The sequence below is a fragment of the Pseudomonas sp. WS 5412 genome (assembly GCF_012985615.1).
GTDB classification, from domain to species: Bacteria; Pseudomonadota; Gammaproteobacteria; order Pseudomonadales; family Pseudomonadaceae; genus Aquipseudomonas; species Aquipseudomonas shahriarae.
The window spans coordinates 70,269-83,973 of sequence record NZ_JAARMB010000022.1; the positions used below are offsets into that span (position 1 = coordinate 70,269).

At 61.8% G+C, this 13,705-nt stretch carries 8 protein-coding genes; 4 read left to right on the top strand and 4 right to left on the bottom strand.

Going from position 1 to position 13,705, the window contains the following annotated elements:
- Window positions 1-2: 2 nt before the first annotated feature.
- From HBR94_RS23775 to HBR94_RS23785, 3 genes are read right to left on the bottom strand one after another with little or no spacing between them, the layout of a single operon-like run.
- On the bottom strand, window positions 3-1,418 hold the full coding sequence (locus HBR94_RS23775) for a glycerol kinase (protein ID WP_057440014.1): 1,416 nt from the start codon (window positions 1,416-1,418) through the stop codon (window positions 3-5).
- Window positions 1,419-1,443: 25 nt separating this feature from the next.
- A complete protein-coding gene (locus HBR94_RS23780) occupies window positions 1,444-2,682 on the bottom strand; it encodes an NAD(P)/FAD-dependent oxidoreductase (protein WP_170045648.1) in 1,239 nt (412 codons plus the stop codon).
- A complete protein-coding gene (locus tag HBR94_RS23785) occupies window positions 2,669-4,078 on the bottom strand; it encodes an NAD(P)/FAD-dependent oxidoreductase (protein WP_170045649.1) in 1,410 nt (469 codons plus the stop codon). Before HBR94_RS23785 ends, HBR94_RS23780 begins: the two co-directional genes overlap by 14 nt.
- An 812-nt stretch (window positions 4,079-4,890) precedes the next feature.
- Here HBR94_RS23785 and HBR94_RS23790 point away from each other — a divergent pair.
- On the top strand, window positions 4,891-9,867 hold the full coding sequence (locus HBR94_RS23790) for a glycosyltransferase (protein ID WP_170045650.1): 4,977 nt from the start codon (window positions 4,891-4,893) through the stop codon (window positions 9,865-9,867).
- Window positions 9,868-9,886: 19 nt separating this feature from the next.
- Here HBR94_RS23790 and HBR94_RS23795 read toward each other — a convergent pair whose 3' ends face one another.
- Complete coding sequence (locus HBR94_RS23795) at window positions 9,887-11,209, bottom strand: PLP-dependent aminotransferase family protein (protein ID WP_170045651.1); 1,323 nt, start codon at window positions 11,207-11,209, stop codon at window positions 9,887-9,889.
- Window positions 11,210-11,301: 92 nt separating this feature from the next.
- Here HBR94_RS23795 and HBR94_RS23800 point away from each other — a divergent pair, with 92 nt between their 5' ends.
- From HBR94_RS23800 to yghX, 3 genes are read left to right on the top strand one after another with little or no spacing between them, the layout of a single operon-like run.
- Entirely contained in the window at window positions 11,302-12,192 is an 891-nt protein-coding gene (locus HBR94_RS23800) for a DMT family transporter (RefSeq protein ID WP_170045652.1), read from the top strand.
- Between the two features lie 51 nt (window positions 12,193-12,243).
- Complete coding sequence (locus HBR94_RS23805) at window positions 12,244-12,738, top strand: PaaI family thioesterase (RefSeq protein WP_170045653.1); 495 nt, start codon at window positions 12,244-12,246, stop codon at window positions 12,736-12,738.
- Window positions 12,739-12,784: 46 nt separating this feature from the next.
- Complete coding sequence (yghX, locus tag HBR94_RS23810) at window positions 12,785-13,672, top strand: YghX family hydrolase (RefSeq protein WP_057959570.1); 888 nt, start codon at window positions 12,785-12,787, stop codon at window positions 13,670-13,672.
- Window positions 13,673-13,705: the final 33 nt, after the last annotated feature.

Sequence of the window (13,705 nt, forward strand, 5' to 3'; positions counted from 1 at the left end):
GGTTAACGCCAGTCGCGGCACCGCGTCACCGCGTCACTGAACGTGGCACGCCACTGCTGGGCCTGGGCGGCACTGACTTTCGGGTGGAAGCTGGTGCTGGTATTGCGCGGTGGCTTGAGCGCCACGCCAAGCCCTTTGGCCGCCAGCGCGGCACAGCCGAACGCGGTCAACTCATCGAAACGCTGGGTGACGATGCAACGCTGCAAGGCATCGGCGAGGAACTGCGCAAAATACGGGCTGCGCGCCAGGCCGCCATCAATCGACAGGTGATCGGTGACGCTGAGAAACCCGTCCATGGCCGTGATCACTTCAACACTGCGCAACGCCACGCCCTCCAGCACCGCCTGGCACATATCCTGGCGTGTGGTGCTGCCGTTCATACCGACCCACAGGGCGGCCGCGCTGCGGTCCCAATGGGGGCAAGCCAGCCCGGACAGCGCCGGCACAAACGCCAGTTGGCGGCCAATGGCCGGAGGCTCGTCAAACGCCGCCAGCTCCGAAAAATCCGTGAACAAGCCGAGCCGCCCGGCCCACTCCACCGCCGCGCTGGCATCGTAGACACCACCGTCCATGGCATAGGTGGGCTTGCCGTCGATCTGCCAGGCAATGGTTGCCAGCAGGCCCTTTTCCGGCGCGCGGATGATCTGCTCGCCGGTCAAGGTCAGGGCAAACGCACCGGTACCGTAGGTGATCTTGGCGTCGCCTTCATTGCGGCAACCATGGCCATAGAGCGAGGCCTGCTGGTCGACAATCGAAGCGGTGACCGGGGTGGCGCCAATCTCGCCAAAGTGCCCGACGGTGTCGCGGATCTGCGGCAGGGTTTCCATCGGCACGCCAAACAGCTCGCAGAGCTGGCTGTCCCACTGCCCGGTCGCCAGGTTCATCAGCGAGGTGCGCGAAGCGGTGGTGACATCGGTGGCAAAGACCCCGGTCAGGCGGTCGAGAAAGTACGCATCGGTGGTGCCCAGGCGCAGCCGTCCGGCGCGCAATGCGCTCTGCGCGGCCGGCAGGTTGCGCACGATCCAGGCCAGCTTGCTCGCCGAAAAATACGGGTCGAGCGGCAAACCGGCGCGCTCCAGGGTCAGGGCCTCGCCACCGTCGCCGCGCAACTGGGCGATCTCGGCCGAGGTGCGATTGTCCTGCCAGACGATCACCGGGGATAACGGCTCGCCGGTCTGGGCATCCCACGCCAGGCAACTCTCGCCCTGGTTGGCAAGGCCGATGGCGTCCACCTGGCCGGTGGCCTCCAGGCAACGTTGCAGGTTATTGAGCAATTCCAGTGGATCATGCTCCACCCAACCAGGATGGGGATGGTGTTGCTGATGGCGCAACGAGAGCTGGATATCAGCAGACCCATTGTCACTCACCACCAGCACACGGGTGCTGGTGGTACCTTGATCGAGCGCGGCAATGCGCATGTTAAAGACTCCTCGGCAGGTCTTGTTATGGGCCGACAAAGTCGACTTCGAGTTGCTGTACGCCCTGGGGCAGGTTCAGGCTGGCGATGGGTATCAAGATCCGCCGCTCGGGCAGCGAACTGTCGGCGCGCGACCAGATCTCCTTACCGTCGGCGCGAACCACCAGGCGCCCTTTCACCCCACGACGAACCCGCAGTTGCAGGTGCTGCAGCCCCGCCACGGCAGACGGGCTCAGGCGCTGCGGTACGCAGAGTTTCAAGTCGCCCCTGCAGGCAATTTCGATACTCGACGCAGCAGACGGTAATTGCCCCTGCAGGTCACGGGCAATCATCGTAGCGATCTTATGGCCTTCGCGAAACGACCAACCTGCCGTCTCGACGGGGCGCAGCAGATTGCCGGCGGCAAAGTACGCCGGGTCGGAACAGCGCCCGTACTGATCAATATGCGGGCCGCCGCTGTTGGGGTCCAGGCGCAACTCGCTCAAACGCACCAGGCTCGATTCAGGGGTGAACTGGCCGGTGAGCAGCACGCCGTCACAGTCAAACGTCTGGGTCTGCCCGTTGGCCAGGCGCACCGTCGCGCCCTCGACCCGCCCGGTGCCGTGGATTTGCAGGAGTTGCGCGCCAAAATGCATCGGCACCCCGCACAGCCGCGGGAACAGCGACAACGGCCAGCGCGCCGTGGCCCGTGGGTTGACCTCGATCATGGCCACCGGCTGGATCCCGGCACGCCGGCAACTCATGACTGCCGACAGGCTGACCAGCTCGGTACCGACGATCAATGGGCGTTCAAAGGGCTTGAGGTGCTCCAGGTACAGATAGGATTGGAACGCACCGGTATTGATCACCCCCAGCGGGCGGTCGCCACCCACCAGGCGCGCCGAGCGCGGCGTTTCCCGGGCCCCGGTGGCGATCAGCACCCGACGCGCCTGGATCACCTTGGCGCCCTGCGGGCTGACCACCTCCAGGCGTCCGCCCTGGCCCATCTGCGTCACCGAGTGCTTGACGCGGATATCCACGCCCGCCTTCACCGCCTGCGTGACATTTTTGCGCGCATACGCCGGCCCCGTGTAGACCCGGCCATATTCACGCAGACCAAAGGGTGGATGCCCGCAATGGCGCGGAATACCGCCAGCCTCGGGCTCACGCTCGAGCACCACCACCGTGCCCACGCCCAGCTTGCGCAGGGTGATCGCCGCCGACAGTCCCGACGGCCCGCCACCGATAATCGCGACATCAATGTTTTCGACTTCAATGGGCTGCATGACAAACACCTGTTGCAAGGGGAATGGCCAGATGGCCAGCGCTCAGCTCGGCCACCCGCGCCCCACAATAAAAACCCTGGCAGCGCCCCATGCAGGCCCGCGTGCGCCGCTTCAACCCGCCCAGGTCACCGGGCGGCAGCGCGCTGGCCAAGGCATTCTGGATTTCCCGCAGGGTCACCATTTCACAGTGGCAGACGATTTCGCCGTAGCCCGGCCGGTGGTAGTCGCGTGGCAAATGTTCGGCGAGGTTAGGCAGCGTCGGCCATTGCAGGATGGACGCGGGGACTGGCGTGTGCTCGCGCTGATACAGGCTGAACACGTGCCGGGCGATGCCCAGCGCCGCCGTCAGGCCGGTGGAACGGATGCCGCCGACGCTGATCCAGTTCTTACCTTCGACCCGCTGCACCCGATACTCTTTCTTTTCCGTGGCCGGGCGCAACGCAGCATAGGTGGCAGTGACCGGCATGCCGTCGAGCGCGGGAATGCGCTCGACGGCGGCGTCCACCAGTTGGCGCAATACCTCGCTGTCGAGCCCTGCGTGCAGGCGGTCTTCCTGTTCTTCGGCGGTAGGCCCCACCAACAGGTTGCCGTAGACCGTGCGCGTCAGGACGATGCCCTTGGTGCGCTCATTGGGCACCGGCAGGATGATATTGCCCAGATAGCGCGCGGCCGCCTTGTCGAACACCACGAACTGGCCTTTGCGCGGGTGAATGGAGAAGCTCGATGCGCCCAGCAACTGTTGCTCCAGCACATCGCCGAACAACCCGGCGCAGTTGATGATCGTACGGCCGCGGATAAACCCGTTGGTGGTCTCCAGGGCCCAGAGATCGCCATCAAAATAGCCGCCGTTGACCTCGGTGTTGAGACGCACCTGCGCGCCATGCATCATCGCCTGAAGCAGGTAACCCAAGGGCGCCGACCACGGGTCGATAAGGAATTCGCCAGGCACCTCGACCGCGCCCAGGGCATTGAGCGCCAGGTTCGGTTCCAAGGTGCGCAGCCGCTCGCGGCCGATCAGGCTGACATCGGCAATGCCATTGGCGTGTGCCTGCTCGACGATACCTTGCAGCTTGCCCAGGTCGTCCTCGTTCCAGGCCACCACCATCGCGCCGCTCTTGAGCAGCGGCAGCGACATCTGCTGGTGGATCTCCAGGTATTCCTGGTAGCCGTCCTTCATGCACTGCAGCTCCAGGCTGCCGGTGGGCGCATCGAAGCCGGTGTGCAAGATCGCGCTATTGCCTTTGCTCGCCCCAGACAGGATATCCGGGCTCTTTTCCAGCAACAGCACCCGCGCCCCCTCCAGGGTAAAGCGCCGGACCATCGCGCATCCCACCACGCCACCGCCCACAACGATGACGTCGTAGATACCGCTCTGATTCGGGAAGGGTTTCGTCATGATCAAGCCTATGGGTGAAGTGAACGCATGGAATGCCTTGAAAGGGTGCAGGGCATATGCCACTGACCGAACCGGGGTTGGAATGACCGATTGGCTATGGCGTTTCTCGCAGTGCCCAAGGGCTCTACGCCAAAACAAGCAGTCACAGCCATGCCAGCGCCTAATGTTTATGGGGATCCGGGCTTTAAACACAACGTGGAAAAGGCTGACCGGATCGGTGCGCACAGAGCGGATTCTGTCAAAAAGACGTTACTGTGAATTCGGTCAATACGCACAAAAGCGCTACCTAAATACACATAAACTTTATATATGGTTACTTTTCAACACCTACAAAGCATGACCCAGACCGCTTTTCCACGGCCATATCGCGCTCTACCAGCGCCGATCAGTCAATAAAACCAACAAAAAATGACTGATATCAAAAATTAACCACATGAAATCCGCGCATTAACGACGTGAAGCCATCTTTCTTCGAGTCCTTCTATATAAAGACGTTGAAAGGGGCTGCGCTGAGACCAAGGTGCCCCTCGCCCGAGCAGATTCTGCAGGCGGCACAGGTGCTCAAAGCGATTGACCGGGTGCGCCAACAGGCGAAGGCGACCGCAACAACCAACTGCTGGAACCCTCCGAAGGCAAGAACCGTGATGCTGACTACCCGCTGGGATTTCTGATCCGTAGCTGATGGAAATAAGAGGTAAATCAACAACTGCAGACGCAAGGGAATCATCCGGCGTTAAACCGCTACACAAGGCTAATGCCACGGTCGCTGTTTAACCCCGGACCCATTCCCAAACCTTCAGGCAGTCGCCCTTATGCTCAGTATTCCCAAGCACGTGAACCCGCAACGTCAGCCACCTCTTGCCTCCAACATCCTCCCCGGACCGCCGCCCTCCCGGCAAAAACGTGAAGCCCCCAACCCCGAAGGCCCCAACGAAAACCCGCGTGTCGCAGGTGATCGCGAGCTGGCGATGGAGTATCACTCGGCGCTGTTGCTGGCCGCCAATGGCCAGAGAAACGTCACGATCAACACCCTTGCTCCCGAGTCCACGTTCGGCCAGTGGTGGACGCAACTGTCAAACGCCTTCAAATCGCCCGACATCCGTCAATGGATGCAAGACAAAGGCATCAATCCCCGCTCGATCGAACTGCATCCGCAATCCGGCAAAATCTCCTTCAAGCTCCAGCAGCACCTTGATCCCGAGCAGAAGCGACACACCGTCGGGCAAGACGACGCCCGCTGGGCCGCCATCAGCGGACCCGTGCTCAAGGCCGGCCAAGTCATCGCTGCGGGCGACAGCGATACGGCCTTCTCGCCGCCGGCAAGCGACCTTATCGAGCCCGTCCCCTACTGGTTGGTCGGGCGCTTTTACAATGAGCGGCTGGACCTAACCGCCCCCTCAATGCGCCAGCGTGCTGCGCAAATCGACCAGAACCAAGGCTTCACACCGCTCGATCCAGCCGCCTCGGCCCCCTTGATCAAGTCGCGCAGCGAAGATGAACTGCAAAACCAGGAAGCGCATCTGGGCGACATTGACCACCGGCACCAGGCCATCGCCGAGCTTCGTCACCTGGCAAGGTCGGTCGAGCACGACATCGACTATGTCGGGCAGATCAGGAACCAACTGCACAAAAGCATGATCGAGCTGTCCCCCAACAGCACCTACCAGGCCAACCACACCGAGCAATCGAACAAGGTCAGCCTCCTGCAATTCATCGAAGACCATGGCTGGGACGTGCCCACCACTCATGAGCAGTTGGCAAACCTTGCAACCGTCCTCGCTACGCCAGCCCCCAAGGCACCGGCCAATGGCAACCTGGGTGGAGCGCTGGCCTGGCCCGAACCCCTTGACCGGGCCAGCCAGCAACAACTGCACTCGGACCTACGCGCCGGCAAGTTCGGCGATACCACGCTGAGTCCGTTTAACCATGTGCTGGATTATTTGCTGAACGGTAGGCAAATCTCGGCCGAGGAACAAAAACACCCACGACAGTTGATCGATACCATGCTCCATTCGCCCCGGGGCAAGGCACTGGGTAGCGCCATCCAGGCCACTTTCGAGGCGCGCGGCGTCAAAGGCAGTGCCACGGACTGGCTGTTGGCGGCCTTGAACATCGAGAGCGGCAAACACCTGCATAACCCGTCACCCGGACAGATCGAGGGCTATCGGCTGGTCTCGGAGAACAATACGGGCAAGCCAGCCTCGGCGATCATCAAGGAACTCGCCGCGCACTTGCTCGCCCAAGGCAGCGCTTCGTCCCCTGAGAGCGCGGCAGTCAAAGCCCATCTTTTGCTGGCCAGCCGGGCACCGGAGTTCCTGGTCAAGGGCATTCCGAATCAGGTGACGCCGGGCACCCATAGCTGGGTCAGCCTGGTCACGGCAACCGCGCGCCTCGAAGCAAAAGCGCCAGGCAGCACGGCGACGATGAGCTACGCGCAAATCATGCTCGACGCCGCAACCGCCCCCATCACTGACGAAGAACGTCGTATTGAGTACACGGCGCAGAGCGAGGCGATCAAAGACTGGGGAGCAGCCAACGGCATGGGTTACCCGGCAACACCCGCAGCCATAAATACCGTGCGCGAGGAGTTCAGTGCGCAGATTCGCGAGCTGAAAGAGGCCTCCGAAACCCAACTTGCGCAAATGCCTACCACCAAGGCAATTGCCCTCGAGCAACTGAAGAAAGCCCTGCCGGACATGGACCCGGCACTGTTCGACAAGAAGTGCATTACCTCGCAACCCTCCAGCCGTTATTTCCCGGGCCCCTACTCGATCCTCGACCTGTATATCGATGGTCGCGCGCTCAGCGGGGCTCCCGACTCGGCCGACAATTGGGGGGAGCATGGCCGTGCTTTTGTAAAAGACCTGACGTTTGGGGCGATCACCCTCGAGCCTGATGGCAAACCTGCGGCATGGGTTTCCTCATCTGAGGCGATCAACATCAGTGCTGTCATGCCAAAGCTTAAAAACCTGGCGCGCCCGGTGGAGGCCTTCAACGAGACATTTGCGGGCTACGCCAATACGGTCAAGAAAGCCACGGCCACCCAGATCAAGCTGCTTATTTCAAAACTGCCGCCGCAAGACCGAGAGAACCTCGAGTTCGGCAAAATATCCATCAGCAAGGAGGTTCGCTACACCCGGGCCGATCACCCCATTCTCGTTGAACCGGGTGTGCTGCTGGTCAAGACCGAGCGCAACGGTAAGGTCATGACCTATGCCATTGACCGATTGAAAGGCACGGTGACCAGGCGACCGAACCAGAGTTACCAGGAGTACGCCCCCACCAGCGGCTTTTTACACGCATCAGGCGGCAAGAGATTCGATGCAGTAAAACCGGCGGGCCCGCACCCGCCTGGCATAACCGATGAAAACAAGGGAGCACAAGGCGCGCCCAACAGCTTCAACAGTGCCCGGACCCGCTACATTGCTGACGCAGTGATCGAGGCCATGGACCTGCCTGCTGTAGAACGCTACGCCAAGGGCGCCACCACCTTTGACACTGAACTACCGTTCTATAAGGCGCTTGAAGAAATCGCCCTGAACCTCATTCCATTTCGCTCAGCCATAAAGAACTTTATAGACGGCAACGTTGGCGAGGGCATTACCGACCTGGCGTTTGATATCTTCGGTTTTGCAATTGGCCTGGGCACCGCAGCCAAAGGTGCCAAAGCCCTCGCAGCCGGAGCATCGGCCCTTTCAAAACTGGGGCGTGCCGGCAAGATCATCGGGCGCGCGGCGGTTGGCGCGCTGAATCCCGTGGGGGGGCTTGATGACCTGGCGCGCTCGGTAGCGAAGCTGGGGCGTACCGCCTACAAGGGGGTCAAATACTTGCGTGGCTCCTACCGCAGCGTGAACCTGCTGGAGTTGGCGAAAAAACCTGATATCGCCGAAGGCACCTACAAGACAGCCAATAGCGCACTTGAAAACAAAGCCTTGGCCAAGTTCGATGAGGCGAGCCAAAAATGGTATGCCTTTGACCCGCACACCCAGCGGGCGTACGGCAAAGCCCTGGACAACTTTGTGGCTACCCCCGACAACCCGATTGCTCTCGGCGGCGATACAACCAAGATCGCCAGCCAGCAGCACGGCCTGGCAGCAACCGGCACGTTCAAGGTTGGCCAGGAGACGACCGAAGGTAACGTCGTCATGTTTCAAGGCAATTGGCATCAATACGACCCGCTCAAGAAGCGAGCCTTTGGCCCCCCGATAAAGGAGTTCAAGCCGCACCGGGTAGCGGCCAGTGGAGAGGTGAAATCCCTGAATGCCGATTTATCCGGGTATGAAGTCAAACATATCGCCCTGTCAGAACTAAAGATCAAGGGCCGACAGGGCAACGTGTATGTCGGGGGCAGTAATAAAGAGTATGTAAAGGTTGACGGAGCGCTGTATGAGTCACGCGTGAAAGATGGCCAGCGCGTGATCGTGCGCGCGGGAGGCGCAAGCCCCGATATCCCCGTCAAGGATCTGGGCGTTGCTGGCTGGGAACCCGTGTCCAGGGGTAACCGTCTGCTGGGCGGTGCCGGGAGCCCGCCCACGCCGTGGCGGCTCGACGAACATACTTATGTCGTGCCGATAGACGATGTCAAAACAACCGGGCGCCCACCCTCCCCCTACACGCTCAATTACATGGGCGTGGAACATAGCGTCACGTTCAATAGTTCACTCGGTGCCTGGAAGGCAACGAATACCTCTACCGGTGTTGAAGGGGTTACTGACCAGTATTTCTGGAGAACCGGCAAAGGCAAGTGGCAGCGGGGAACCCTACAACAACTCGGCAAAGCCAAGAAAATCGACGCCCATAGATTCCAGTTCGTGGATGTCAGCCCGCCGATCTCCATACATATCCCGAGAGATGCGAGGCCATTACCCAAACAACTGCACTATTTCTGGGCAGGCCAGGACATCCCCACCAACCTGGTGGAAAACATGGCCAACAATGCCAAGAAAGCCCCAGGCTACCAATCTGTTCTCCACGTAGATGCCGACAACCCAGCCATTTTCCAACAGATAAAAAGCAAGCTGCAGAGCAAGGCTCCCGACCTGACGGTGGTGAATCTCAATGAGGACGAGGTTTTCAAACAGTTGAAAAATGGCGAAATGTACGACTACTTTCGCCAAGGCCAGGGGAAAAACCTGGCCGCCGCATCGGACGTCGCACGCTATCCGATCATGAATAAATACGGCGGCATCTATCTTGATACCGATGATGTGATTCAAGCCGATATCGGCAATGTAGTTTTAAAAGCCGGCGCCAATGACGTTCTTCTTAACAAGCCTGTTGCCCATAGCCTGACCGGCTACAACCCGTTCTATAACACCAGTAACTTTGCTACGCAGCCGGGCAATCCCGTGCTGACGGACATGATCACAGAAATGAACCGACGCTTTTCCGCCAACAAGTCGTACTTCGCCGCCAATCGGCCCACGGTTTCCAGGGGCCCCAATGGACAGGTCCAATTCACCCCCGAGTTCAATGCCTATGAGCGCAAGATCTTTGAGACGGTAGGGCCCAACCTGTTCAATGACATACTTAAAGCGAAACGGCCCGACATGTACGACCTAGGGTTTGACGGCATTGCCAAAGAATCAAAAGTCGTCGGCAACAAAGTTGTTTCATCCGGACCGAGCGTCAATATCGAAGACGGTCTACGCGAGTTTTACGTGAGCAAGGGCATTGTTCCATCCAACCTGCTGGGTGTGAGGATCAAGGAAATGAAGGAACACTACCTCCCGCTGTTTCACAAATTCAACATCAAGGTGGGTGCTGAGCATTCCTGGATCGACGGCTGAGCCCTCACTCGGCGGATGGTCATTCGACCACCCGCCGCACCTTGAGCAATGCCGCGCGCAACGCCCCCTTATCCACCGAGCCCAGCGCCAGCCGGATCGCATGGGGCACCTGCCCCGACACCGAAAACGGCTCGGCGGTGGACACTGAAATCCCCTCCCGCGCCAGGGCCATGGTGACCTGGTCCGCGCGCACCTCCTCCCCCAGAGGCAACCAGAGAAAGTACGAGGCGGGATGGCTGATGTACGCCAGCCCGGCCAGCACCTCGGTCGCCAGCGCCTGGCGGGCCCGGGCGTCCTGGCGTTTTTGCGCCTCCAGCTGTACGACCGTGCCGTCCTCGATCCAGCCTACCGCGATGGCCGTCATCACCCCGGGGGCATTCCACACCGTGGCCATGAGCGTGCGCTCCAACGCCGGCACCCATTCCAGGGGCGCTGCGACGAAGCCCACACGCAGGCCGGTGGCGACGCTCTTCGACAGCCCGCCCACATACACGGTGCGTTCCGGCGCCAGCTGCGCCAGCGGTGGCGGCGCGTGTTCGGCGAGGAAGGCATAGGCGGCGTCTTCGATGAGGATCAGCCCATGTTCGCGGGCGATGCGTACCAGTTCCTCACGCTGCTCGAGCCCCAGTACCCAGCCCAGGGGGTTGTGCAGGGTCGGCATGCAGTACACCGCGCGCACCGGGCGCCGGCGACAGACCTGGCGCAGCGCGGCCAGATCCGGCCCGTGCGGCGTAACCGCGATGGCGACGATCTCCAGGTGCAGGGCCTCGGCCAGCACCTTGAAACCGGAATAGGTCAACGCATCCACCGCCACCACATCGCCCGGCTTGAGCAATGCCATCATGCTCACCGCCAAGCCATGCTGGGCCCCGCCGACCACCAGCACCTGCTCGGCCGCCACGCTCAGACCACGGTGCAGCAGATGCCGCGCCATGGCCGCCCGCTCATGGGGGCGCCCGGCATGGGGCTGGTAACGCAGCAGTGCTTCGAGGTCGCCGGACAACGCCAACTGGCGCAAGGCGGTGCGCAGCAGTTCGGCCTGGCCCGGCAAGGACGGGTAGTTGAAGTTCAAATCGAGCATGCCCGCCGCCACCGCCATCTGACCAATGCCCTGCCCGGGCGCCAGGGCAATTTCCCGCACAAAGGTGCCGCGCCCGGTCTCGCCGCTGACCAGGCCCATGGCCTCCAGCTCGCTATACACCCGGCTGGCCGTGACCAGGGCCAGGCCATGGCTGGCCGCCAGTTGGCGGTGGGTGGGCAGGCGGGTGCCGGGCACCAGGGTTCCAGCGCGAATATCCCGGGCAAAGGCATCCACCAACGACTTGTAACGGGCACGGGGCATAGGTGATGTATCCATGACAATTTTTTGATTGTCACAATCTTCAGCCCTAGGATGCGCCAAACGCAACCCCGCCCCCTACGAGCACACCCTGCATGGAACAGACCTCTCGGATTATCACCCCCGCGCACAGTCGCAGCGGTTGGATCAATGGCTTGATTGGCGTGCTGATTTTCAGCGGTTCGCTGCCCGCCACCCGCGTGGCGGTGCTGGAGTTCGAGCCGGTATTTCTCACCGTGGCCCGGGCGAGCATCGCCGCCGTGCTGGGCCTGTGCCTGTTGTGGCTGTTCCGGGAACAACGCCCCGCACGCCACCAGTGGCGGCCGTTGCTGATTGTTGCCCTCGGTGTGGTGATCGGTTTTCCGCTGCTGACCGCACTGGCCTTGCAGTACGTGACGTCGGCCCATTCCATCGTATTCATCGGCCTGCTACCCCTGGCCACCGCAGTGTTTGGCGTACTGCGCGGCGGCGAGCGACCGCGCCCGGTGTTCTGGCTGTTTTCGATCCTCGGCAGCCTGCTGGTGATGGGCTATGCCCTGACCCAGGGCCTGAGCGCCGCCCCCGCCGGCGACCTGCTGATGCTGTTGGCGGTGCTGGTGTGCGGGCTGGGTTATGCCGAAGGGGCCACGCTGTCACGCACCCTCGGCGGCTGGCAGGTGATCTGCTGGGCGCTGGTGGTGTCGCTGCCGGTGGTGGCGCCCCTGACCTTGCTCCTGGCCCCCCCCACCTTCAGCGGGATCAGCCTGCCGGCGTGGCTGAGCCTGGGTTATGTGGCGCTGTTCAGCATGTTGATCGGCTTTGTGTTCTGGTATCGCGGCTTGGCCCAGGGCGGTATCGCGGCGGTCGGTCAGTTGCAGTTGCTGCAACCTTTTTTCGGCCTGGCGCTGGCGGCCGGCCTGCTGCATGAACAGGTGAGCCTGGGCATGCTGGCGGTGACTGGCGCGGTGATTGCCTGTGTGGCCGGGGCGAAGAAGTTTGCGCGGTAGGGGGCTGCGCCATTAGGCTCATGGATTGGCCAAAAACAATAAGGATCCACGATGCACAGCCCTTCCCTGCAAGACACCACCGCGCCGGACGGCGTCTGTTACGGCTGCGGCCCACGCAATGCCCACGGGCTGCAGATCAAAAGCCGCTGGGATGAAGACGGCGTGCATATCGTCGCCGAGCACCTGCCCGCCGCCCAGTATTGCGGCTGGCCCGACCTGGTCTACGGTGGCCTGATCGCGATGCTGGTGGATTGCCACTCCAACTGGACCGCCATGGCCTATCACTACCGTGCCGAGCAGCGCGAACCTGGGGAGGCGCCGCGTATCGACTGCGTGACCGGCAACCTGGGCATCAAATTTATCAAGCCCACCCCCATGGGCGTGCCACTGACCCTGCGCGCCAGGGTCGAGGGCGAGGTCGGGCGCAAAAGCCGCGTGATCTGTGAGGTGTACGCAGGCGATGTGCTGACGGCGATTGGCGACTCGATCTTCGTACGCGTCGATACCGGGCAGCTGGCGGCGTCGGCCCATGGCCGGCCCGCCTGAGAATGGTCTACATTCAACGCCACGTGCCGAAAAAAGGAACCTGACGATGACGCGCCTGACCGCCAAAGACTTTGCCCCCGAACTGCTGGAACTCTACGACGGCTATGCCCACGGCAAGATCAACCGTCGCGAGTTTCTCGACCGCGCGGCCCTGTTCACCTTTGGCGGCCTGACCGCCTCGGCGCTGCTGGCCTCCCTGAGCCCCAACTACGCCCTGGCCGAACAGGTGAAGTTCACCGACCCGGACATCGTTGCCGACTACGTCACCTACCCTTCGCCCAAGGGCAACGGCCAGGTGCGTGGTTACCTGGTGCGTCCGGCAAAGGCCAGCGGCAAACTCCCGGCGGTGGTGGTGGTCCACGAAAACCGTGGGCTCAACCCCTATATCGAAGATGTCGCGCGGCGCCTGGGCAAGGCCGGGTTTATCGCCCTGGCACCCGATGGCCTGACCTCGGTGGGCGGCTATCCCGGCAATGATGAAAAAGGCGTGGCACTGCAACAGACCGTCGATCCGACCAAGCTGATGAATGACTTCTTTGCCGCCATTGAGTGGCTGATGAACCATGACGCCAGCACCGGCAAGGTGGGCATCACCGGCTTCTGCTATGGCGGAGGCGTGACCAATGCGGCGGCCGTGGCCTACCCGGAACTGGGCGCGGCGGTGTCGTTCTATGGACGCCAACCCGAGGCCAAGGATGTACCGAAGATCAAGGCACCGATCATGTTGCATTTCGGCGAGTTGGACACGCGGATCAACGAAGGCTGGCCGGCCTATGAGGCGGCGTTGAAGGCCGCTGGCACGACCTATGAAGCGTATATCTACAAAGGTGCCAACCACGGCTTCCACAACGACTCGACCCCGCGCTACGACGATGCTGCGGCGAACCTGGCCTGGGAGCGTACCTTGGGCTGGTTCCGTAAATACCTCGTGTAATTGCGGCGGTGGTTTCTCGGACGCCATCGCGGG